General features: G+C 70.4%; 20 protein-coding genes. 14 read left to right on the forward strand and 6 right to left on the reverse strand.

What is annotated here, in order from left to right:
- Window positions 1–78 precede the first annotated feature (78 nt).
- Both ACFYY6_RS28545 and ACFYY6_RS28550 read left to right on the forward strand, forming a co-directional pair.
- A complete protein-coding gene (locus tag ACFYY6_RS28545) occupies window positions 79–1,302 on the forward strand; it encodes a dolichyl-phosphate beta-glucosyltransferase (protein WP_351523997.1) in 1,224 nt (407 codons plus the stop codon).
- Window positions 1,299–2,579 (forward strand): glycosyltransferase family 39 protein, encoded by a 1,281-nt coding sequence (locus ACFYY6_RS28550; protein WP_351523995.1) that lies wholly within the window; start codon window positions 1,299–1,301, stop codon window positions 2,577–2,579. Before ACFYY6_RS28545 ends, ACFYY6_RS28550 begins: the two co-directional genes overlap by 4 nt.
- Before the next feature lie 368 nt (window positions 2,580–2,947).
- Here the strand turns inward: ACFYY6_RS28550 and ACFYY6_RS28555 are convergent, their stop codons facing one another.
- Together ACFYY6_RS28555 and ACFYY6_RS28560 are read right to left on the reverse strand one after the other, a co-directional pair.
- Window positions 2,948–3,196, reverse strand: coding sequence for a hypothetical protein (locus tag ACFYY6_RS28555; protein ID WP_351523993.1), 249 nt, complete (start codon window positions 3,194–3,196; stop codon window positions 2,948–2,950).
- Between the two features lie 316 nt (window positions 3,197–3,512).
- The gene (locus tag ACFYY6_RS28560) at window positions 3,513–3,653 is read right to left on the reverse strand and encodes a hypothetical protein (protein WP_351523991.1); all 141 of its coding nucleotides are present in this window, start codon (window positions 3,651–3,653) and stop codon (window positions 3,513–3,515) included.
- A 129-nt stretch (window positions 3,654–3,782) separates the two neighbouring features.
- On the opposite strand from ACFYY6_RS28560, the gene ACFYY6_RS28565 reads away from it, so the two are divergent.
- On the forward strand, window positions 3,783–4,304 hold the full coding sequence (locus tag ACFYY6_RS28565; RefSeq protein ID WP_389196296.1) for a DUF4240 domain-containing protein: 522 nt from the start codon (window positions 3,783–3,785) through the stop codon (window positions 4,302–4,304).
- Between the two features lie 249 nt (window positions 4,305–4,553).
- Here the strand turns inward: ACFYY6_RS28565 and ACFYY6_RS28570 are convergent, their stop codons facing one another.
- Window positions 4,554–4,724, reverse strand: a complete 171-nt coding sequence (locus ACFYY6_RS28570; RefSeq protein ID WP_388653847.1) for a hypothetical protein — start codon at window positions 4,722–4,724, stop codon at window positions 4,554–4,556.
- A 776-nt stretch (window positions 4,725–5,500) separates the two neighbouring features.
- On the opposite strand from ACFYY6_RS28570, the gene ACFYY6_RS28575 reads away from it, so the two are divergent.
- Complete coding sequence (locus ACFYY6_RS28575; protein WP_388653845.1) at window positions 5,501–7,045, forward strand: FMN-binding glutamate synthase family protein; 1,545 nt, start codon at window positions 5,501–5,503, stop codon at window positions 7,043–7,045.
- Between the two features lie 436 nt (window positions 7,046–7,481).
- Here ACFYY6_RS28575 and ACFYY6_RS28580 read toward each other — a convergent pair whose 3' ends face one another.
- The gene (locus ACFYY6_RS28580) at window positions 7,482–8,603 is read right to left on the reverse strand and encodes a serine/threonine-protein kinase (RefSeq protein ID WP_388653842.1); all 1,122 of its coding nucleotides are present in this window, start codon (window positions 8,601–8,603) and stop codon (window positions 7,482–7,484) included.
- A gap of 34 nt (window positions 8,604–8,637) precedes the next feature.
- Complete coding sequence (locus tag ACFYY6_RS28585; protein ID WP_351633820.1) at window positions 8,638–9,087, reverse strand: hypothetical protein; 450 nt, start codon at window positions 9,085–9,087, stop codon at window positions 8,638–8,640.
- A gap of 98 nt (window positions 9,088–9,185) precedes the next feature.
- On the opposite strand from ACFYY6_RS28585, the gene ACFYY6_RS28590 reads away from it, so the two are divergent.
- The 3 genes from ACFYY6_RS28590 (at window position 9,186) to ACFYY6_RS28600 (ending at window position 12,562) form a co-directional block, all read left to right on the forward strand.
- Window positions 9,186–9,806 (forward strand): DNA-binding protein, encoded by a 621-nt coding sequence (locus ACFYY6_RS28590; RefSeq protein ID WP_351523981.1) that lies wholly within the window; start codon window positions 9,186–9,188, stop codon window positions 9,804–9,806.
- A gap of 559 nt (window positions 9,807–10,365) precedes the next feature.
- Window positions 10,366–11,289 carry an NADP-dependent oxidoreductase gene (locus ACFYY6_RS28595; protein WP_389196298.1) on the forward strand — a complete coding sequence of 308 codons (924 nt, stop codon included), beginning with the start codon at window positions 10,366–10,368 and terminating at the stop codon, window positions 11,287–11,289.
- 625 nt (window positions 11,290–11,914) lie between these two features.
- Window positions 11,915–12,562 carry a TetR/AcrR family transcriptional regulator gene (locus ACFYY6_RS28600; RefSeq protein ID WP_351523978.1) on the forward strand — a complete coding sequence of 216 codons (648 nt, stop codon included), beginning with the start codon at window positions 11,915–11,917 and terminating at the stop codon, window positions 12,560–12,562.
- A gap of 433 nt (window positions 12,563–12,995) precedes the next feature.
- On the opposite strand, the gene ACFYY6_RS28605 is transcribed toward ACFYY6_RS28600, so the two are convergent.
- Window positions 12,996–14,279, reverse strand: coding sequence for a glycosyltransferase (locus ACFYY6_RS28605; protein ID WP_389196300.1), 1,284 nt, complete (start codon window positions 14,277–14,279; stop codon window positions 12,996–12,998).
- A gap of 69 nt (window positions 14,280–14,348) precedes the next feature.
- Here ACFYY6_RS28605 and ACFYY6_RS28610 point away from each other — a divergent pair, with 69 nt between their 5' ends.
- The 7 genes from ACFYY6_RS28610 to ACFYY6_RS28640 all read left to right on the forward strand — a co-directional run bounded on the left by ACFYY6_RS28610 (window position 14,349) and on the right by ACFYY6_RS28640 (window position 22,499).
- Entirely contained in the window at window positions 14,349–14,987 is a 639-nt protein-coding gene (locus ACFYY6_RS28610; protein WP_389196302.1) for a TetR/AcrR family transcriptional regulator, read from the forward strand.
- A 108-nt stretch (window positions 14,988–15,095) separates the two neighbouring features.
- Window positions 15,096–15,632 carry a hypothetical protein gene (locus ACFYY6_RS28615; protein ID WP_389196304.1) on the forward strand — a complete coding sequence of 179 codons (537 nt, stop codon included), beginning with the start codon at window positions 15,096–15,098 and terminating at the stop codon, window positions 15,630–15,632.
- A gap of 215 nt (window positions 15,633–15,847) precedes the next feature.
- Window positions 15,848–16,291 carry a DUF6083 domain-containing protein gene (locus tag ACFYY6_RS28620; RefSeq protein WP_351523970.1) on the forward strand — a complete coding sequence of 148 codons (444 nt, stop codon included), beginning with the start codon at window positions 15,848–15,850 and terminating at the stop codon, window positions 16,289–16,291.
- A gap of 516 nt (window positions 16,292–16,807) precedes the next feature.
- Window positions 16,808–17,539 (forward strand): trypsin-like serine protease, encoded by a 732-nt coding sequence (locus tag ACFYY6_RS28625; protein WP_351523969.1) that lies wholly within the window; start codon window positions 16,808–16,810, stop codon window positions 17,537–17,539.
- 461 nt (window positions 17,540–18,000) lie between these two features.
- Window positions 18,001–18,606: a TetR family transcriptional regulator gene (locus ACFYY6_RS28630; RefSeq protein ID WP_389196306.1), complete on the forward strand. Its 606-nt coding sequence runs from the start codon at window positions 18,001–18,003 to the stop codon at window positions 18,604–18,606.
- Between the two features lie 57 nt (window positions 18,607–18,663).
- Window positions 18,664–20,268: an MDR family MFS transporter gene (locus ACFYY6_RS28635; protein WP_388653702.1), complete on the forward strand. Its 1,605-nt coding sequence runs from the start codon at window positions 18,664–18,666 to the stop codon at window positions 20,266–20,268.
- A gap of 341 nt (window positions 20,269–20,609) precedes the next feature.
- Window positions 20,610–22,499: a glycerophosphodiester phosphodiesterase gene (locus ACFYY6_RS28640; protein ID WP_388653699.1), complete on the forward strand. Its 1,890-nt coding sequence runs from the start codon at window positions 20,610–20,612 to the stop codon at window positions 22,497–22,499.
- The last annotated feature ends 187 nt before the right edge of the window (window positions 22,500–22,686 follow it).

Raw genomic sequence — 22,686 nt, forward strand, 5'->3', positions numbered from 1 at the left:
CGCCCCGTAACGCCGTAGCACACCGTCGCCCCGAGTGTCTTCGGCCCGCCCCGCACCAGGTTACAAAAAGGACAAAACATGAGAAAACAAGGGTCACTCGCCCTGAAGGACCCAAGCCGACTGCCGCACCGCGCACCGGTGGCGACGCACCATCCGGAGCCCGTCCTGGACGTGGTCGTCCCCGTGTTCAATGAGGAGAGAGATTTGGAGCCGAGTGTGCGACGGCTCCACGCACACCTGTGCCAGACCTTCCCCTATCCGTTCCGTATCACCATCGCCGACAACGCCAGCACGGACAGCACCCCGCAAATCGCCGCTCGGCTGGCAGACGAACTGCCCGAAGCACAGTGGCTTCGGCTGGCCGAGAAGGGGCGCGGCCGGGCGCTGCGTACCGCCTGGTCGCACTCGTCGGCCCCCGTACTCGCGTACATGGACGTGGACCTGTCCACGGAACTGACGGCGTTGCTGCCGCTCGTGGCCCCGCTGCTCTCCGGCCACTCCGACATCGCCATCGGCACCCGCCTGGCCCCCGGTTCCCGGGTGGTGCGCGGTCCCAAGCGAGAGATCACCTCTCGTTGCTACAACGCCCTCCTGCGCTCCGTCCTCGCCGTGGGCTTCTCCGACGCTCAGTGCGGATTCAAGGCGGTGCGGCGTGATGTGGCCGAGCGACTGCTGCCCCTCGTACAGGACTCGGAGTGGTTCTTCGACACCGAACTGCTGGTGATCGCCGAGCGTGCCGGGCTGCGCATCCATGAGGTACCGGTCGACTGGGTGGATGATCCCGACACTCGGGTCGACATCCTCACCACGGCACTGGCCGACCTGCGCGGCATCGCCAGGATCGGCAAGGCACTGGCGCGAAACACACTGCTGCCGGGCGGGTCGCTCCGCGACGGTAGCGCCGACGCCCCGGGCAGGCTTGTCACCCAACTCATATGCTTCGCTGCCGTGGGAGCCGTCAGCACCCTCGCGTACCTGCTCCTCTACGCGGCGCTGCGCCCGGTGGCCGGATCCCAGGCCGCCAACGCTCTCGCACTGCTGGCCTGCGCCGTCGCCAACACGGCCGTGAACAGGCGACTCACCTTCGGTCTCCGTGGCCGCGGCGGTGTGCTGCGCCACCAGAGCAGGGGCCTGGTCGTCCTCCTGATCGGTCTGGCGCTCACCGGCGGATCGCTCGCCGCCCTGCACCACGTGGTGCCCACGGCCGGACAGGCCATCGAACTCGCCGTACTCCTCGCCGCCAACCTGGCCGCGACGCTGCTGCGGTTCCTGTTCTTCCGAGCGTGGGTGTTCCGCGCATGATCAGGACCACCCCCCGTACGACCGCGACCGGCACCCTGAGCTGGAACGCGAGGCTGTCGCAGCAGCCTGCCACCACGGGCCCCGACCGCCGGCGCCGCCTGCGCCGCGCAGCCGAGCACTACGGCCCCGTACTGGCCGTCTACGGCGCGCTCAAGTTCATCGGCTTCGCCACCTTCATGTGGCTGCTGCACTCCGCCGGGGACTACCGCACGAAGCACCCGCGCTTCGGCGGCGGCGCCCGACCGTGGGACGTCCTGGCCAGCTGGGACGGCTGGTGGTACCAGCAGATCGCCACACACGGATACGACCCTCAGCTGGTCCCGATCCCCGGCGCCACCGGCCCGATCACCCTCGAAGGTAACTCGGCGGCGTTCTTCCCGCTCTACCCGGCGCTGATGCGGCTGGTCTCCGAGCTCACCGGCCTCGGCGTGTACGGCGCCGGCCTACTGGTCTCCGTAGTCGCCTCCTTGGCCGCCGCCCTGGGCATCTACGCCGTCACCGAACGCCTCGGCGGCAGAAGGGCCGGGCTGGCCGCGGCCGGACTCTGGGCCGTCTGGCCCGGTTCCGGCGCGGAGTGGGCGGTCTACTCCGACTCACTCTTCGTGGCTCTGGCCGTCTGGGCCTGCCATGCCGTCCTGAGCCGCCGCTGGCTCACCGCCGGTCTCCTCACCTGCGTGGCAGGGCTCAACCGGCCCACCGCCGTGGCGCTGATCGCCGCCGTCGCCGTCGCGGCCCTGCTCGCGCTCCACCGTCACCAGGACGGCATCCTGCGCCCGGTGGCCGCGATGGCCGTCGCCCCGCTCGGTCTCCTCGCCTATCTCGGCTGGGTGGGTCACCGAATGGGCGACTACGGCGGCTACTTCAAGCTTCAGTCCGATGCCTGGGCCCACGAGTGGGACTACGGCCGGCACACCCTCGACGTCCTCACATCCGTCCCGGTGGGCCACTCCGACTATCTCTCCGCCTGGCCCTTCGCAGACCTGATCGGCGTCGGTGTCGTCCTGCTCGCGCTCGCGCTGCTCTCGCTGCTGATCCGGCTGCGTCCGCCGACCGTCCTGGTGGTCTACACCATCCTCACCCTCGTCCTCGTCCTGGGCAGCCAGCAGATATTCGCCAACGTCTCCCGCTATCTGCTCCCCCTCTTCCCGCTCTTCCTCCCGCTCGCCCTCGCCCTGCGCCGCCTCAGCCTGCCCCTCCAGCTCATGCTCCTCGGCATCGCGGCCCTGGCTTCCGGCTCGTACGCGGGCTACGGCCTATTCGAACTCGGCGTCCCGTAACCGACGGACCCAGGACGTCCGGATGCCACTTGTCGCCGGGACTGGGCCACCGACGGCCCAGTCCGCCGACGTACTGCTGACCGAATTTCAGGCACCAGCGGCGGACCATCTCGTACGAGACGGTCACGGCGCGCTCCAGCATCAGTTCCGCACGGCCGCGCACGCAGCGGCCACGAGCCCGTTCAAGCCTGTTCTCGCTCGTATTGCTTCCTCAGTTCCAAAGGGGGGCGGCAAGGCTGTTCCGTACGCGGAATGGCCCCTCGCCCGAGAGGTATGCCAGGGCAGAAGAGGGATCACCGGCCGCAGAGGTTGCTTCGCTCCACCGCGCCTTGCCTGAAGCCGAAGCGGCCGCCCCGGGCGGTGTCCGGTCACGGCCCCGTCCAGGGGCGCCATCCGGTTCGGGTGCCGTCCCACGCGTACCAGTTGATCCAGTAGTTCTTGGCACCCTGGCCCATGGCCAGGGTGCCGAACTCGTAGTTGCGGCACCCCTGCGGATTCGTGTTGAGGACGATGCTGCTCTGCCACTTCCTGCCCGGAGAAGACCAGTTGCTCCAGCTCACGGATGCCGTCTTCGTGCGGACGTAGGCGGCGTAGTCGGTGCCGACCGCGCATTCCATCCGGACGCCGCGGTCCGTGGTCCAGGGGGCGACGCCGTATTCGCAGATGATGGTGCCAGTGCCACGCTGGCACCAGGAGTCTGCGTGCGCCGGGTGGCGGCGACGGCCGTACCTGCGATGACCGCGGCGGTGAGGACGACAGCCCTGATTCTCTTCATTGCGAGTCTCTCTGCGCTTGCGCGGAGGCTGTGCCCGATCGGCCCGGACGGGGGTTTGAGCCGGGCCGATCGGCAGCCCCCACCCTGAAGCAGGCATCTGACGTTCCGCGTGCGTCCTGCTGACGTCCTGCTGACGTCCGGCTCGGAACGGTCCGGAGCTACTGACCCGAGGAGTCGGCGCGCAGTTTGTCCGCCCGCTCGACCGGGTCGTGGCCGGCACCGGTCTTCCCGGTCCGGCCGAGGACCAGCACACGGCGTACCAGCACACTCCCGAAGTAGTGGATGGTGTGTTCGCCCACCCGCGGCCATGGACCCCGCCCGGATAAAGGCCCCGTACGCCGTCGAAGGACACCGCCTCCGCACAGCCCTGCAGACGCTCCTCGGCTCCTGCAGGCTGAGCGGCCTTGGGCCTGTGCAAGGATCGGACCATGGACGAAGCACACTTCTGGGCCCTCATCGCATCGTTCGACTGGGAACGGACCGGTGACGACGACGCGGTGCTCGCTCCTGCTTCGCGGGGGCTTCAGGGGCTGCCGCCCCAGGAGATCGTCGCGTTCGAGGACCTGCTTGCCGCCAAGCTGTACGCACTGGATACGCGCGAGCACGCTCGTTGGTGCTATCAGGGAGAGGCGGATCCGGACAATGGAGACGATTACATCTCCGCTGACGACTTCCTGTACGCGCGTTGTGTCGTGGTGGCGAACGGAAGGGAGTTCTACGAGGGGGTACTCGCGGATCCCTCGCGTTTCCCGACCGGGATGGAGTTCGAGTCTCTCCTCTACCTCGCCAGCAATGCGTACGAGGCCCGGACCGGAGCTCCGCACGACCAGCTCACGAGCGTGTCCTGGGAGAGCTTCAGCAACACCGCCGGATGGCAGCCCACCCACAGCACAACGGGAGGACGCTACACCGGGCCTGAGATGCCGCCATTGAACCGCCGGCCTGCATAAAGCCGCTTCCCCAGGGCAAGGCCGCAGACCGGGACAGCGAGAAGCGCTGCCGGCACGGGGTGGAAGAGGTGCCGGAGGCTGCCGAACAGAAGGGGCGTCAGCCGCCGGCGGGCGCCGGTCTCCTCGGTCGGCCGGGTGTAGCGCCCTGCCGTGCGGGGCGCCTGGTCATGAGGGCGTTGGCGGCCCAGGTGGTCAGGGTTTCGGAGTGCTGAATGAGCGTTGGCCCTCGCGTGGCGGGGGAGGCAGGCATCATCCACGCCGTTCGACGACCCGGCGGCGGGGCAGCACGACGAAGCCGGAGGCGTCCTTGGGCCGGCTGACCGGCTTGATCGTGAGGTTGAGGTGCTGTTTCGCCCAGTCGACAAGCTTCCCGGTGTAAGCGGAGTCGACCCACGCGATCGCGCTCTCGGGCTGCACCAAGCCCAGACGGACCCCCGACGATGAGCACAAGCCCGGCTGCCGGGAGTTCGAGGCCGGCCAGTTGCCCGGCGAGGCCCCGGGCGCGTGATGCGCAGGATGACCCAAGGCCAGTCTCCTCGGCCCCGCCGTCTGCTTCGAGCCCACCGAAGGGGTCTGCCCAGCTCACGGGACGCTCTCGTGCGAGAGTCGAGCCAACCGATGGTCTCGGTCGCGTTCTGGCGTCGGAGCGGGCCTCTCGACCAGTCTCTGCGCCGGGCCATCGGCCGGGGACGACGACCGACGCAGGTCGCTGAGACGACGAGGCCTTGCCTCGGCTCAACTACGCAAAGGAGCGGTGCATTGACCGCCCCGCAACCCGCGGACTCGATCGCCGACGTGCCGATGGCGCTGGTGTACGACGCGTTCGCCGAGACGGCCAACCGGCTCGCCGCCTGCTGCACGCGCCTGTCCGACACCGCCTTCATGGCCGAAGGGCGCGAGCGTTGTCGAGGGCTGTCCCGTAGTCCCTGGTGGATCAGCGCTCGGCGTCGGATGCGGTGCGTCGCAAGGCGGAGCGGCGCCCGCATACTGGATGTACGTGGGCGTTCCGACAACGCGGCGAGGTGCCGTAGCTGTCGTCGTGCGCCCGCCAGGGATTACGGGGCAGCCCTTATTATCATGTGGCGTTTCGTCGTCGGACGCCGATGCCTGCCTGGCCGTGTCCGCCGCCCAACGCCCACGACGTCCGCCGCACGGCGACGGCGTCGGGTATCGAGCAGTCGAGGAGAGGAACGTTCATGCGTGCTCGGAGCATCGGCGCGGCCGCCGCAACAGCTTTGGCGCTGGTGGCTGCCCGCGACCTCGTCCAGAAGAAGCACGCACTGCTCAGAAACTTCCCCGTGGTCGGGCACGCCCGGTACCTGTTGGAGACGATCGGGCCGGAGCTGCGGCAGTACGTCGTGACGTCCAACGAGGAAGAGCGCCCGTTCAGCCGCGACCAGCGCACCTGGATCTACGCGTCGGCGAAGGAGGAGAACAACTACTTCGGGTTCGGAACCGACGTAGACGTCGAGCACGTGCAAGGGCACGCGTACGTGAAGCAGCGCACGTTCGCCGGCACGCTGCCCGACCTGCACGACCCACAGGCCCCGCTGCCCTCGGCCAAGGTGCTGGGCGGCCCGCGCGGGCGCGCCAAGGCGTTCCGGCCGGCGAGCGTCGTGAACATCTCGGCGATGAGCTTCGGATCGTTGTCCGGCGCGGCCATTACGGCGCTCAACAAGGGCGCGGCGCTGGCCGGCACGATGCAGAACACGGGTGAGGGCGGCCTCTCGCCGTACCACCGCAACGGCGGCGACCTCGTCCTCCAGATAGGGACGTCGTACTTCGGTTGCCGCAACGAGGACGGCACCTTCAACCTCGACAAGCTCAAGGACGTGGTCGCCGGCGCCCCGGTCAGGGCAATAGAGATCAAGCTCTCCCAGGGTGCCAAGCCGGGGCTCGGCGGGATGCTGCCGGGCGCGAAGGTGACCCCCGAGATCGCCGAGATCCGCGGCATCCCGGCCGGCAAGGACTGTGCCTCCCCCTCTCGGCACACCGCGTTCCACGACGTCGACTCGATGCTCGACTTCGTGGAGCTGCTCGCTACCGAGACCGGTCTGCCGGTCGGGATCAAGAGCGCTGTCGGGGAGATGAGCTTCTGGCAGGAGCTGGCCATGCGGATGGCGCGTGGTGATCGCGGGGTCGACTTCGTGACCATCGACGGAGGCGAGGGCGGTACCGGGGCGGCTCCGCTGATCTTCACCGACTCGGTGTCGCTGCCGTTCCGGATGGGCTTCTCCCGCGTCTACAGCACGTTCGCCGAGCGGGGTCTGACCGACGACCTCACCTTCATCGGCTCCGGCAAGCTCGGCCTGCCCGAGAACGCCGCCGTCGCCTTCGCCCTGGGTGTCGACATGATCAACGTCGCCCGCGAGGCCATGCTGTCCATCGGATGCATCCAGGCGCAGAAATGCCACACCGACAAGTGCCCCACCGGCATCGCCACCCAGAACCCGTGGCTGGTGCGCGGCGTCGACGCGCCCTCGAAGGCCGCCCGGGCCGCTGTCTACCTGCGCACCCTGCGCAAGGAGCTGCTGAAGGTCTCGGGAGCTGTCGGCGTCGCCCACCCGGCACTCATCACCACCACCGACATCGAGATCATGAACGGCGACTACGACGCCCGCACCCTGGCGAGCGTCTACGGCTACAAGGACGGCTGGGGCGAACTCGGCCCGGAGCTCGCCCAGGAGATCACCGCACTGCTCACCACCGAACCGACCCCGCTCCAGAAGCCGGCCGGCTGACGCACGACGAGTTGCCGGTGGGCAGCCAGGCTCTGTCCGGGCGACCTCGCAGGGCTTTTGCGATCGGGGCGTGGACGGGGTGATCGCCGGGGCCCGGTTCTCCTTGCGGCGGGGAAGGTCGCCGGGGCAACCGGTCGTGGGCGGCGTCAGCGTCCGGACCCCTGCCGTACTGTCCATGGGCACCGGTACGGCCTCGACGTGGACGACCGGTATCCGGGCCCTGGTGGTGTGCGGCTGGTCGGTGTTCGGTCGGCCCGGTGCGGTCCCGATCGTGCCGGACATCTTCTGATCGCACGTTCCGGGCGGGGCGTCGGCCCGGACCGCGTATCCACCGGTCGGGGGCAGTTCGGGGCCTCGTGAGGTGTGCACACACCGGTCGCCCGGAAGGGGCTTCTCGGGGATCGGCCAGGATCGGGGGAACGACGGGGGTCAGTCCTCAGTCCTCGGAAGCGGTCGGTTGCCATGCGTAACGGCGCGTGTCGGGAATGTGTCTGCACATCAGGATGTAGCCCTCGGGGCTGAAGGCGACGTCGTACTCCTGGGCCGCGGGGCAGGGACTGAAGGCGGTGGGCCCTTCGGGGTCGGCCGGGCCGCGCCGGGCATCGGCGGGGACAGCGGGGGCGGTCGGCGGGGGGCTACCCGCGGGGGCGGCTGGGTGGTCGGGGCTGCCGCTGGTCAGCGCTGCCGTCGTGGCGAGTCCCGCCAGGAGCGCGGCGCCGACGGCGAGGGCTGCCCCGAGGCATCGGCGTCGGGAGGACCGGTCGGTGACGGGAAGGGTCGCATCGCCGAGCTGGTCGGCGATGAGGAAGGGCTCGTCCTGCCACTGCAGGGGCCAGTGTTCCGTCCCGAGGGCGATGCGGGCGGCGGCGATCACGTCGAGGGCTGCCGCGGCGGTGGGCCGGTGCTCGGGCCGCTCTGCGGTCATGGCGGCGAGCAGTGCCGGTGGGGCACCCAGGACGCCCAGTACGAGCCCGGCGGCGTAGATGTCCTGGGCGGGGGAGCTGCCGGCTCCGGCACGGATCTCGGGGGCGAGGTAGTCGGGTGTGCCCGCGACGTAGGCGGGTGCGGTGAGCTGGAGGTGGGGCAGGACGCGGGCGACACCGAAGTCGCTGAGGTAGGCATGGGGGCGGGCGGCCCCGGTCGCGGCGAGGAGGATGTTCGAGGGTTTGACGTCGCGGTGCACGAGGCCGGCGCCGTGCACCGCGACGAGCGCGTCCAGGATCTGTTCGGCGAGGAGCAGGCCGACGGCGGGTGGCAGTTCGCCGTAGTCCGCGAGAAGCCCGGCGAGCGTGCCGCCGCGGACCAGGGGCAGCACCAGCCAGGCCTCGCCGTCGCGGACGAACCAGTCGACGGGGGCGAGGACATGGGGGTGCCCGATGCGTACCGATTGCTCGCACACCAGCCGCAGCAGCGACTCGACGTCGGCACCGCCGGTGACCTTCACTGCCACGTCCTTGCCGTGACGCGTGTCCACGGCTCGCCAGACCGTGCCCTGGGCGCCGCTGGCGACCGGTGCGAGCAACCGGTAACGGTCGGCGAGCATCCCCCCTGCTTCCATGCGCCGTAGCGTACCGGCGCACGGGGTCGTCGACTCAGGCGCCGGCCAGCGTGAGGATCACGGTGTCGGCGGTAGTGGTGATCTGTACGGCGGTATTGCCCGAGGTCGCGGTGAACGTGCCGCCGATGTCGATCACGGTGTACTGGTCGCCCTCGAGGGCGGACCGGTAGGCGTCGAGTGTGGCCTCGGGGTCGTCCGTGCGGTACGTGAGGACGTACGCGCCCTTGCCCCCCGTCACGGAGGTGAGCTCCCCCTCCGGGAGCGGCAGGCCGGCGGGCAGGTCGTCCGGGGCCTTCACGCCGGAGGGGGCGGCGTCGGACGGGGCGCCCGTATCGCCGGAGGCGGCGGCGTCCGAATCGGCGGCGGTGGTGGCAGCGGGCTTGTCTGAGCCCTCGGGGGCGGCGCCATCGCTGCCGCAGGCGGTCAGGCCGAAGACGGCGAGGGCAGCGACAGCGGCGAGCGAAGTGGTGCGCGTCCAGGACACAATGACTTCCCGTCAATTGAGGGTGGGTCGAGCTTCCGGAAGGAGATTGACACATGAAAACAATTTTTGACAAGTGTAAAAACTGCTAGCGTGGACCCATGGACCAAACCGCCACGACGCGCAACCAAGAGCTCCAGCGCCAGTGGTACGGCGCTCCGCTCGGTGAGCTCTGCCGGGACCTGTGCACCCTGTTCGCGGTGACCCAGTCCGGCCTCGCGGAGATCCTCGGGATCTCACCGGCCATGCTCAGCCTCGTCATGAGCGCCCAGCGCGCCCGGATCGCCAACCCCGACGCCGCGGCCCGCCTCTCGGCGGTGCTCCACCTCGCCCATGACGTCCGTACCGGCGCCGTACCGGCCGCGACCGCACGCGAGACGCTGGCGACCATCCGGGCCAGCCGAACCCCCGGCCAGGACTCGCTGGGCACCACCTCACACCCGCCCGCCCCTTCCCGACCGGCCCCGCCCCTCACGCACGGCCCGGCCCGGGACCTGGACACGGACTTCGCCCTCCGGCTGCGCGATTTGTTCAACTCCCGTGCCGGGGCCGCGGAGATCCTGGCAGCCGCGGCCCTCCTCGAAGCCGACCACCCCGGCCTCGCGGACATCCTCCGCACCTGCGGCGCGGGAAGAACCGACGAGGCCGTGAACCTCGTCCGCCGACCCGGCGCCGGTGGCGGTGTCAGCGGCCTTCGCGACCAGGCCGCGTCTTCAAGCTGACACCGTTCGACCGGAAACCGGGCTGCGCGGTCTCCGGTGCGTGCGATCGCGAGGCGGAGGATCGCCCTCGTACCGGACGTACGAGGACGACTCCGACAACGCCGCGAGCGATGGGGGATCCGCTGCTCGAGCGAAGCCGAGAGCTCCGGGAAGTGCCGGACGCCGCACAGCACATGACAGGTCGAAGACACGGTCCGGAGCTGCCGCGATCATCTGCCCGGCCAGGGCGGGCCTGATAGCGAACGCCAGGTTGCCGGGGATCCCTGCGCTCGTGCGGCGCTCGGTCATGAACGTGCTCGATCAGCTCTGGGCAACCTCCAAGACCAGGGCCGCCCGACGGACTCCCGGGGAGCACGAGGCCGGGGCGCGTGCGTGGGATCCGGTGCGGCCGGAAACGGTGAACGGCACGAGAAGGCCCCAATTCCCGGCGGGCGAAAGCGGAGCCCGCCGCAGCGCGCAAGCTCACGTCCGAGCTGTCGCACCCGGAGGGGTTACCTCATCTCCGTGATAAAACCGCAGACCGGGGCAGACGAACAGAACCCATGGGTAAGGACCTCCCATGCGAGCCATCACTGTTCGAGACCGTGACGCCGGGATCGCCGGGCTGTCCCTGACGGACGACATGCCCTACCCTCATGCGGCCGAGAACGACGTCGTCGTGCGCGTGCACGCTGCGGGCTTCACCCCTGGAGAGCTGGAGTGGCCCGGTACCTGGACCGACCGCGCGGGCCGCGACCGGACGCCGAGCGTACCTGGGCACGAGTTGTCGGGAATCGTCGTCGAGCTGGGATACGGCACCACGGGCCTGAGTGTCGGCCAGCGGGTGTTCGGCCTGACCGACTGGGCCCGCAACGGCACACTCGCCGAGTTCACCGCGGTGGAGGCCCGCAACCTCGCTCCGCTGCCGGCGGACATCGACCACACCGTGGCCGCCGCGGTGCCGGTCTCCGGGCTGACCGCGTGGCAGGGCCTGTTCGACCACGGCCGCCTCGCCACCGGACAGACCGTCCTGATCCACGGCGTCGCGGGCAGCGTCGGCTCGCTCGCGGTGCAACTCGCCCACGAGGTCGGTGCGCGAGTCATCGGCACCGGCCGTGCCTCCGCCCGGGACAGGGCGCTCGCGCTCGGCGTGGACGCCTTCCTCGACCTGGAGTCCGAGAAACTGGAGCGCGTCGGCGAGGTCGATGTCGTGTTCGACGTGATCGGCGGAGATACGCTCGACCGCTCGGCCGCCCTGGTGCGCACCGGCGGCACCCTCGTCACCATCGCCATGCCGCCCAAGGTCCGGCCCCAGCGCGGGCGGGCCGTCTTCTTCGTCGTCGAACCCGACCGCGCCCGGCTCGCCGAACTCGCCTCGCGACTGAGGGACGGACGGCTCAAGCCGCTCGTCGGCGCCGTACGGCCACTCGCCGAAGCACCTGCCGCGTTCTTCCCCGGTACGCGCACCCCCGGCAAGACGATCATCCGAATCACCGAAGGCTGAACAAGAGGCCCATCGTGATCGGACTGCGGATCCCCGGTGGGCCCCTGGCAGTCGCCACACTGACTACGGCCGCGGCCTGCGCCGTCTCGGCCCGGACCGTCCGCGCCGCGGCACCGACCGCTGCCGCGGCTTCGAAGCCCCCGAAACCCTGACGCCCCAGTTGCGTCAGGCCCTTCCGAACATGAAGGGCAGGACATTCACTTCGGCAACGGCCACCGATGCGCGTCGAAATTGAGGAGCCGCTGAGCAGGGGGAGGGATCTTCAAGAGCCGCATCACCGACGCTGTCTACAACCGTGTGGACGTGCGTCTGGTCATGATCGACGAAATCCACCGCTTCAATCCCGCACCATCACCGATGCGGAGACCGTCGACCTCCTGAGAATCCTGACCGAACGCATCCACGCGACGTTCGTGTAAGCGGGCAGCGACGTCACCACGACCGCCCTGTTCAGCGGTGTGCGTGGTAGGCAACTCACCGCACGCGCGAGCCAGTTAGAAGCCATAGCCAAAATGACTCCCTCGGGCGGGAGTATCAAGTGTCATCGAATTCCCCTCGCTACTCCCTCTCGTTATCGCGATAGGGTGTAACGCTCAGGAGCGCGGCCAGGCAGGGAGCATGACAGATGACGAACGAAGCCAAGGTGACCCCCCGCGAGAGGTACCGGAACCAGGTACGTACGGAGATCAAGGAGCGGGCATGGGAGCAGATCGCCGACGCCGGGGCGTCCGCGCTCTCCCTGAACGCGATCGCCAAGCAGCTGGGCATGAGCGGGCCCGCGCTCTACCGGTACTTCGCCGGCCGCGACGAACTGATCACCGAACTCGTCCGGGACGCGTACCGCGGCCTGGCCGACGCCTTCCGGTCCGCGGCGGAGACGGGCTCCGACCTCGCCGGGCTGGCGCATGTACTACGCGGCTGGGCGCTCGACGATCCTCAGCGGTACTTCCTCGTCTACGGCACACCCGTGCCCGGATATCACGCGCCCGACGACATCACCACGATCGCGTCGGAGATCATGGCGGTCCTCCTCGACGCCTGCGCCGCACTGCCGGCGGACACCGCCGTGACACCCCTCGACACGCACCTGGAAAACCACCGGCAGTGGGCGGGCGAGCACCCGGCCCCGCCCTCGGCCCTCCGCCGGGCCCTCGCGTTCTGGACCCGGCTGCACGGCGTCCTCTCCCTGGAACTCGCCGGGCACTTCGCCGGGATGGGCTTCGATCCCGCCGTGCTCTTCACGGCGGAGCTCGACAAACTGCTCGCCGACTGAGCCGTGGAACACCCGCCCTCCCCGGGCACGGAGCAGCATCGACGGCCCCTTGCCCCATGCCGGACGCCCCGGCCACCATGTCCGGCCGGGACTGCACCTCGGGCAGCCGGGCGGCGACATCATCGCCACCGCAACGCCGCCGCACTCCGGCAGGCCACCAACCGGCGAACACCGCCCAACACCACGAACGCGCCGAACGGCCTCGAAAGGGTCCCGCCCAGGCCGGATGCCCACCGTCAATGTCCCTGGAGAGCTTCCCGGGTCCGGCCCGGGAACAGCCCACGTCCGAACCACCCGGCCGTGGCCCGACGCCTGAGGCGGTGCAACTCCCCCACCACTCTGCGCACAGCCGAGCCGCCCCAGGCCCGTCGAGCTCATCCGCCCCGAGGTTCGACCACGGCGCCGCTCGAAGCGCGCGCCCACGTACGCGGTATCAGGGCGTACGGCTCGTGCCGATCAGGGCGACCAACGCGTCGATACCGCCCGCCGCTGCGATCTGTTCCGCCAGGACCCCGGCCCGGTGCCGGTAGCCCTGGTCGGCCATCACGCGGCGGGCGGCCTCACCCAGCGCCTTCGCCGACGGGTGGTTGGTACGCATCCCCACGCCCACACCGGACCAGGAAACCCGGGCGGCGACCTCGGCCTTGTCCTCGGTGGCCCCGGCGACCACGAGCGGAACCCCGTGGCGCAGCGCGAAGTGCACGCCGCCGTACCCGCCGTTGGTCACCATCAGGGCGACGCGGGGCATCAGTGCGTCGTACGGCACGAACGCGGCCGCCCTCACGTTGTCGGGCAGCGCGGTCGCCCATGCCTGTGTTCCGCGGCCTCCGGTGGCGACGACGACGGTCACGTCCTCGTCCGCCAGCGCCGCCACCGCCGGATTGATCAGCTCGTCGAAGTCGTTGTTGGCCGCTGTGCCCTGGGTGACCAGGACGATCGGTAGATCGTGACCGAGCTCGCTCCACCAGTCGGGCAGCGGATGGTCTCCGGCGGAGCTCCGGCCCAGCGGCCCGATGAAGTGCACCGGTGCGGTCGCTCCGGGGCGCGGGTACTCGAACCCCGGGACGGTCAGCTGCACCAGATCGTCCGCCAGCGCGGGCCAGTCCAGGAACAGGCCCGGCAGCGGGCGTCCGGCGATCCGTCGGCACAGGCCCGACAGGTCCCGCTGCTGTGCCGGGAAGACCACCCGTCGCGCCAGCGCGGTCAGCGCCCGGTTCCGTACTCGGCCCAGCGCACCGCCCATGGGCGGCAGGCCGAGTCCGAAGGGGGCGACGTCGGGGCCCGTCAGCGGCAGCGGGACGATGCCCGCAAGCATCAGCCGCGGGCGCCGGCCGCGGGGCAGCAGGGCCAGTGGGGCGGCGCCGAGGAACAGCGGTTCGGCCAGCACGACATCGATGCCGTGTGCGTCGATCAGTGCGGTGACGGTCTCGTACTGCGGCTCGGCCGCGCGGAAGAACATGTGGTCCAGATCGAAGCGCATCGCGGCGAGGCCGCGTTTCCCGGCCCGCTCCGGATGGGAATCGGCCCAGGTGTCGTCGAAGTCCACCGCTTCCGGCAAGGGCGCGAAGTCGGCTCCGGTGGCCCGGACACGTTCGGCGAAGCGACGGCCCGTCACCATCACCACGCGGTGTCCGGCCGCGACCAGCCCACGAGCAACCGCGAGCAAGGGAGTGACGTGACCTTCGGCGGGTGACGAGCAGATCAGTATTCCGGGCATGCGCGGCTTCCCCCTCCGCTAACATTGGGTAACGTCTAAGAGTATTGACTACCCTTTAAGGAAGTTCAAATGAGTGGGGCGGAACGCCGCAGCTACAGATCGGCGCTGCGCGCCGGACAGGCCGAGGCGACGAGACGACGAGTCCTCACGGCAGCCGCGGACCGCTTCGCAGAGCGCGGATACGGGCGGACGACGCTGATCGAGATCGCCGCCGACGCAGGCGTCTCGGTCGAGACCGTCAAGGGCTTCGGGCCCAAGCGCGCCCTCCTGCTGGCCGCCTTCGAGCAGACCTTCGCCGGATCCGAGGGTTCGGCACCGCTACTGGAGCGCGAGCAGTTCATGGCCATCGAGCATCTGGAGGGCGAGGCGTACCTCACCGCCGGCATCGAACTCATCGCCGCAGCCAACGCCCGCTCGGCCAGTCTCTGGCGCGCCTTCGTCAGTGCCGCGGACACGGAGGCCGACGTCCGGACCACGCTCGATCAACTGCTCGACCACCGCCGCGCCGACATCGGGGAGGCCGTCGGCCGGTTGCGGCGCCGTGGCCTCGTGAAAGCATCCGCGGACGAGGAGACCGCCGCTGTCCTGTCCTTCGTCCTCTCCCCGGAGGGGTACGAGCAACTCGTTCTCGACGCCGGATTGACGGAGGATCAGTACCGCGAACACCTGGCCCGGCTCGTCGCGACGGTACTGCGTCCCGGCCCCTGAGCCGTCTCGAGAGGGAGCACGGGGCGGTTGCGCTCCTGTGGGCATGGCGTGAGGATGAACAGCCTGTCCACGGACACGTCTTCGTGACATCCGCGATGTGGGGGGATCATGGTGCGGCGCACTGAGGTGGCCAGACGGTTGGGCGGTTTCGTCCGCGAACACCGCACGGACGGTGGCAGGCGGCTGCGGCAGGCGGGCATTCTGCTGTGCGTCGGCGCCGTCGGGCTGGCCTTCGGGGTGCCCGTCGCGGCCGCTTCGATCGGCACCACCGACGGCGCGCCCCAGCTGGCGGGGCTGTTGCTCGGAGTCGGGCTGGTGGGGGCGGGGCTGGGGATCTGGCGGATGGTGCAGGCGTTTCGTACCCGGGAGCAGTGCTTCGACATCCATGAACGCGGGTTGACCCATCGGGTGGCGGGCACCGCCAGTGTGATCCCCTGGGAGGACATCGCACAGGTGGGTGCTCACGGCGACGACAGCCGGCCTCTGGCCGAAGCCCGCGGAATGGGCTTCACCTGCGACATCACGCTTCACAGCGGCCGCAGGATTCGTGTCGACACGTTCACCGAGGACGCCCGCGAGCTGGCGCTGGTGGTCCACCGCGCGGTACATCTGGGGCAATTCCCTCAGGGCCGAGGGCGGCGGTAGGCCCAGCGGCTCGGCGGCCGGCCCCGGGCCCGGCCCGTCCGGCGTGCAAGAACGTCACGTTCGCCCCGTCGCCGCTCACCGCCCGGATCGCCTCCGGTGTCGGCTTCACCGGCGGGGCCTGCTCGTCGTCGCCGGACTCCGTACGCGGGCCGTTCGAGAAGGTCGGCCGAATTACGCCCTACCGGACCTGACGGCCCTTGCGGACCCTGAACCGTATGGGGGACACCGATTCCTTCCCGACAGGCCCGGACCGCCCCGACGACGACCTCCAAGCCCTTCGTGAAGGCGCCACCGCCCCGCCGCCTCCAAAACCGCCCGACTGCCCGGACTGCGGCCTTCGACAAGACCGGTACCCCACCCTCTACGAAGGGCACTGGGTGCTCCTCGAACCCGGCATCGCCGTTCCCTCTCATCATCTTCCGCCCCGCCGACGATGGGTGATCGGCGTGGACGGCACCGCGATCAACACCTGGGACGCCGAACCCACCCCCGGCGCCTTCTGCCATGTCGCACACCACCTCGTCTGTCCCTGTCCCACCGTCGGCGCTCCGTGGACCTGGCCCCGGGGTGCCTCGATGCGCGAGGAGAACGACCGTCGCTCGCAACGGCTGTTCGAGCTTGCGACCCCGGGGTTCCGCCCTGTACGGCACGGGATGTGAGCGGGCCTCGGACCCCCACAGGTCCGAGGCGCCTCGACGATGCACCCCGGCGGCGCGACGAACCACCGGATCCGGGTTCTGGACAGGCGGGCTCCGGTGTGCGGGCCGGTGTCGACGCGCTGCGCGCGGCCGCGGCCCGTCACCGTTTGATCCCGCCCGGTCTGCCGATGCCTCTGGGGCCCGCCTGACCGCGCCCGCCGTGGCCCTGGCCCCGCTGCGTCCCCGACGCGGTCAACCGGCGGCCGCCGTAGCGGCGATCAGCCGATTCCCGCGGGTGGTCGAAGGGACCAGCCCGTCCTGACCTTCCTCCCGCCGCGGCCGCCTCCCGCCCGCACCGGCCAGGAAACGGCCATGGCCCACAAGGCCCCCGGCCGTGTGCCCGGCGCCGTGCGCTCGGGCGGGGCATAGCACCGCGGCATGGTCAGGCGTGAGGTACCCGGCGCCGCGGTTCTCCGGGAACCTGGGGCCGGTCAACCCCCACAGACACACCTCGTGTGTCCCACGAAACGAGGAAGCATGCGCATATCCAGGCTGGTCCCCGCCGTCTCGGCCGCCGCGGTCTCCGTCCTCGCCCTGCTCTCCCCCACCGCCTCGGCGGCCGAGTCGGTCCCGGCCCAGGCGGCACCGGTGACCAAGGCCGTACAGCCGATCATCGGTGGCGGATACGCCCAGAACGCCCCCTGGGCCGCCCGGCTGTACTCCAACGGCCAGGAGACGTGTTCGGCCACGATCATCGCGCCGACGTGGATTCTCACGGCCAAGCACTGTGTCGCCGGTGGCGGGCTTTCCTTCCGCATCGGCAGCCTCGACCAGTACAGCGGCGGCACCGTGGCGAACGGCGTCCAGACCTACACCCACAGCGCCGACCTGGCGCTGGTGCGCCTGGATCGTTCCGTCCAGGGGACTTACTCCCAGCTCGGCCAGCCCGGGACGGTACGGGTCGGGCAGAACGTACAGGTGTGGGGCTGGGGTGCCACCTCGCAGTGCGGCTCGGAGGCCAACTGCCAGTCCCGCTACCTGAAGGTGGCCAATGTGACCGTGACCAGCGGCTGCACCGACGCCTACGGCGGCTCGGCGATCTGTGCCCGACGCGGCGACGGCATCACCGCCGGCGGCGACTCCGGCGGCCCGATGACCCTCGGTGGTGTCCAGGTCGGTGTCGCCTCCACCAGCGACCGCCAGACCACGACGGCGTACACCAACGTCACCGCGTACCGCTCCTGGATCCAGTCGATCGCCGGCGTCTGATCACACGAGCAGGCCTGTCGGGCCGCCGTCAGGATCGGCCCCGGGACCGGTCGCGAACGGCGTGAGGAATCTCTGACGGTCCGTGGCACCCGCGCGGCATGCGTGGGCGCCACGGACCATCGCCGTTTCGTCATGTCAGCCGTCCTCCGGGGGGCGGGAAGGCGGAGAACGTCCCGCCGACGCCCGCGCGACGACGAGGCTCCCGCATGCCCGTACGCTGTACGTGCCCCGCCCCTCCCGTGATCACGAATGCCGCGACCGGGGACGGACGGTGCCGATCCTCGGGGCGACCCGGCGGCCCGCAGGTGCTCGCCGTCGCGGTCCCGTGTTCCGGCGACGCTGCCGGGCCCGATCCGGGGACTCGATCCGGGGACTCCGCTTTCGCGGTCGGCTCCGGCCCTCGCGCCGTGCATGGCGACGTCATTTTGCATGGAGCGCAAAATTGCATAGCATGCACTTTCATGAGTACCGCCGACCAACCCCTCGGGCTGCGCGAACGCAAGAAGCGTGCGACACGTGATGCCCTGGCGGGTGCGGCGCTGCGCATGGCCGCGGACCGCGGGATCGAGAACGTGACCGTGGAAGCGGTCACCGAAGCGGTGGGCGTCTCCGTCCGCACCTTCTTCAACTACTTCCCGTGTCTTGAAGACGCCATCACACGGTCCTGCCGGGACAACGCCGAGCGGATGCGCCGGGCCGTCCTCGACGCGCCCGAGGAACTCTCGGCACTCGGCGCCCTGCGTGAAGCCATCGCGCAGGAGCTGGCCCATATCGAGGAGGATCACGAGCGCTGGGAGCTCCAGACGGCCGTACTCAAGAGGAACCCGTCACTGCTGCCCGGCTTTCTGGCCGCCCAGGGCGCGGACGAACGCGCGCTGGTCGCGGTGGTGGCGGAGCGTCTCGGCCAGGATCCCGACTCCGACCTCCACCCCAGGCTTCTCGCGTACGTGACGATCGCCGCCGTACGCGCCGCCGTCGAGCTCTGGGTGGCCTCCGGGCGCACCCACACGTTCGAGAGCACCTACCGCGAGGCGTTCGCTTCGCTGGCCGCCGGTCTGAGCGACTGAAGCACATCCGGGTCCCCCGCCGGGGCCCTTTCACCAGAAAATGAGGAACGTCACCCGATGACCGCTGCTGTCACACCCGAGGCCGGGGCCGCCGACGCGCCCGTCGAGGCCGCACCGGCCATGACCCGTCGTCACATACTCCAGGCCATGTCGGGCCTGATGGCCGGCATGTTCGTGGCCATCCTGGCCTCCACGGTGGTCTCCAACGCCCTTCCCAGGATCATCGCCGATCTGAACGGCAGCCAGTCCTCGTACACCTGGGTGGTCACCGCCGAACTCCTGGCGATGACGGCGACCGTCCCGATCTGGGGCAAGCTGTCCGACCTCTACGACAAGAAGCTGCTCATCCAGCTCTCCCTGTCGATGTTCGTCGTCGGCTCGCTCGTCGCCGGTTTCTCGCACAGCGTCGGGCTGCTCATCGTAAGCCGCGTCGTGCAGGGCATCGGAGCGGGTGGTCTCACCGCGCTCGCCCAGGTCGTGATGGCGGCGATCATTCCGCCGCGTGAACTCGGCCGCTACTCCGGGGTGTTCGGCGCCGTCTTCGCCGTCGGCACGGTCGCGGGCCCGCTGATCGGCGGTGTGCTCGTGGACACGTCGTGGCTGGGTTGGCGCTGGTGCTTCTTCATCGGTGTGCCGTTCGCATTGCTGGCGATCGTGCTTCTCCAGCTGACCCTGAAGCTGCCGACGGTCCGCCGGGAGGTGAAGATCGACTATGTCGGTGCCGTCCTCATCATGAGCGGGGTCAGCGCCCTGCTGCTGTGGGTGACCCTCGCCGGCAACCGGTTCGACTGGCTGTCCTGGCAGACCGCCGCCCTGGTCATCACCGGTGTGCTCCTCCTGGTCGCCGCGGTCGTGGTCGAGTCCAGGGTCCCGGAGCCGATCATCCCGCTGGACATCTTCCGCAATCGCACGGTGACACTGACGACGGTGGCGAGCCTGCTGGTCGGCGTGGCCATGTTCGGCGGCACGGTGTTCCTCTCCCAGTACTTCCAGATCTCGCTCGGCAAGACGCCGACCGTGGCGGGGCTGATGAGCCTGCCGATGATCCTCGGTCTAATGATCTCCACGACCGTCGCCGGGCAGATCATCTCCGCCCGGGGCAAGTGGAAGGGCTTCCTCATCGCGGGCGGCATCATCATGACCGCGGGCATGGGCCTGCTGGCCACGATCGGTGCTGACTCCTCGTTCGGGCTGCTCAGTGTCTACATGGTGGTGCTCGGCGTCGGCGTCGGCATGCTGATGCAGAACCTGGTGCTGGCGGCTCAGAACGACGTACCCGCGTCGGAGCTCGGCTCGGCGACCTCGGTCCTGTCGTTCTTCCGCAGCCTCGGTGGGGCGATCGGCACGAGCGCGCTGGGCGCCGTGCTCGGCCACCGGGTGACGAGCGAGCTGGAGAAGAGCTTCGGCGGGGCGGCCGGCGGGGGCGCCACGCACGGCATCCCCGACCTCAGCACCCTGCCCGAACCGGCCCGGCAGGTGGTGGAGCACGCGTACGGAGTCGCGACCGCCGAGGTGTTCCTGGTCGGAGCCCCCTTCGCGTTCCTCGCCCTGATCGCCGTGCTGTTCATCAAGGAGAAGCCGCTCAAGACGACGAGCGGCATGGAACGGCTCGCGGAGGAGAACGCCGCGGCGGCGAAGGCATCGACCACGGCGACGCACTGAACGGATCGCATCGCACGGGGTTCCGTGGGAAGCGCCGTCGAGCCCGGCCTCCATCCGCGGACGGGCATTCCTGCGGCCTGCGCGTGGGAGTGCGACACGCACGGCGGCGGAGGGCGGCACGTCGGTCCGGGCTGGTTTCGAACACCGGCCCGCGACGGCGTGCCGCCCGCTGCTTCTTGGGCGATGACCGACGAGGGCAGGCGCGACCGCATTTTCCCATTCACCGGAATTCCGTCATTTGCCGACGGGCGTCCGGTGCGGCTCCAGCGTCCGTGCACCGTCCAGCCCGCGTTCCCCTGCCGGTCAAAGGCTGTTGATCTTGCGACCGTACGTTTCCAGCCATGTCTCGTCGATCAATGCGCAGTGCCTCCGCGCTGCTGACCACAGCCGTACTCGTCCCCTTGTTCACGGCCCAGCCCGCCGGTGCCGGAACCAAGTCGTCCGGCTCCGCTCCGGCCGATGGCCGGGTCGTCGTCTCCGAAGACTTCTCCGGCAACTCCCTGCCCGCGGGATTCCGGCCCGCCGAGGGCACCTGGGAGGTCAAGAACGGCCGGCTGTACGGGACGTCGGCCGACAGCAACCAGCAGAGCCGGATCACCTTCGGTGAACACCTCGACGACTTCCGCATCGAGGTGACCGCCCGGTTCGAGTCGGTGAAGGACTCCGCCCGCTGGACGGCGATGGGGCTGGACGTCCCCGCCAACGGCTCCGTCCCGTGGTCGATCGCCACCATGCGCAGCGGCACCACTGCCTCCAACGGCCTGGAGTTCGCCCAGCGCACCCCGACCGGTACGTGGAACGTCACCGACACCGCCGCCGCGGCCTCGGCGGCCGGAACCGGCCGCGACGTACGCATCGCCGTGGAGGTCCACGGCACCAAGGCCCGCTGGTTCTTCGACGGCCGCGAGGCCATGCGCACCACCCGTGTCGCCCGCTCCGCCGAGGGCGTCGAGGCGCTCGTCGTCAACGGTTCCACGGTCTCGTTCGACGACCTGAAGGTCACCGAGCTCCCCTCCGAGAGCTGGATCCGTCCCGCCGGCTCGCCGATGACCGTGATCGCCCACCGTGGCGCCTCCTCGGCCGCCCCGGAGAACACTCTGGTGTCCGACGAGGTCGCCCGGCGCGGCGGAGCCGAGTACATCGAGAACGACGTGCAGCCGAGCAAGGACGGTGTCCCGTACGTCCTGCACGACAGCACGGTGGACCGCACCACCGACGGCAAGGGCGCCGTCCGCGATCTGACCTCGGCCCAGCTGGACGCGCTGGACGCCGGTTCCTGGTTCGGTCCTTCCTACGCGGGCACCCGTATCCCCACCCTGGCCGCGCAACTCGACGACCTGCGGAGCCGTGGCGGCAACCTGCTGCTGGAGATCAAGGGAGCCCACACCCGCGACGAGGTGGCCACGATCGTCAAGACCATCCGGGACCACGGCATGACCGACCGGGTGTTCGTGCAGAGCTTCGAGGTGGACGCGCTGAAGTACACCCGCGAGCTGGCACCCGAACTGCCGCTCGGCCTGCTGCGCGGTGCTCTGGACGCCGACCCGGTGGCCCTCTCCAAGGAGCTGGGCCTCGCCTCCTACAACCCGTCGGACGACGCGCTGTCCAAGCGGCCCGGCGTCGTGGCCGACCTGCACCGCGCGGGTGTCGCGGTGATGGTCTGGACGGTGGACGGCCCGGCCCGCTGGCAGGCTCTGGAGGCCGGTGGGGTGGACGGCATCATCACCAATCGCCCGGCCGAGCTGGCCGGTTGGAACGCGGCCCAGCAGCAGGAACGTCCCACGCCGCCGGCCGCACCGACCGTGACCATCACCTCCCCGGTCGCCTCCGCGTCGTTGGACCGCTCGCAGACCCCGGTCGCCGCGGTCCAGGCCACCGGCGCCGACAAGGTCACCCTCACCCTGGACGGTGCCGCCGTCACGCCCGGCAAGCCGCTCGACCTCACCGCGCTGGCCGCCGGAAAGCACACCCTGCGTGCCGAGGCCACCGGCCCCGGCGGCACCGCGCACGCGTCCTCGACCTTCACGGTCCGTGCCACCCCGACGGGTCTGGCTCACCTGATCCTGACCTCGGGCGCCGACGCCAACCGGGTCGCCACGATGACCACCATGCTGGGGCACGCCCACTACTCCCAGCTCGCCAACTGGGCCGCCCACCAGTCCGGGAACGGTCTGAACGCCGCTCGCGCCGCGCTGATCGTCGCCGAGGCCCGAGCCCTGGCCGCCGGATAACACACCGGCGTCCGGCGTCCTGCCGGCCGGGTGTTCCGGATCGACCGGTCCCGGACGTCCGGCCGCGGGATCGACCACATGCCGGAGGGAGCAGTGGGGGGGGGGGGCGCCCCCCCCCCCCCCCCCCCCCGGGGCCCCCCCCCCCGGGCCCCCCCCCCCGGCCCCCCCCCCCCCGCCGGCCCCCCCG

Origin of the sequence: Streptomyces sp. NPDC001750, assembly GCF_042892615.1 — a bacterium.
GTDB lineage: Bacteria > Actinomycetota > Actinomycetes > Streptomycetales > Streptomycetaceae > Streptomyces.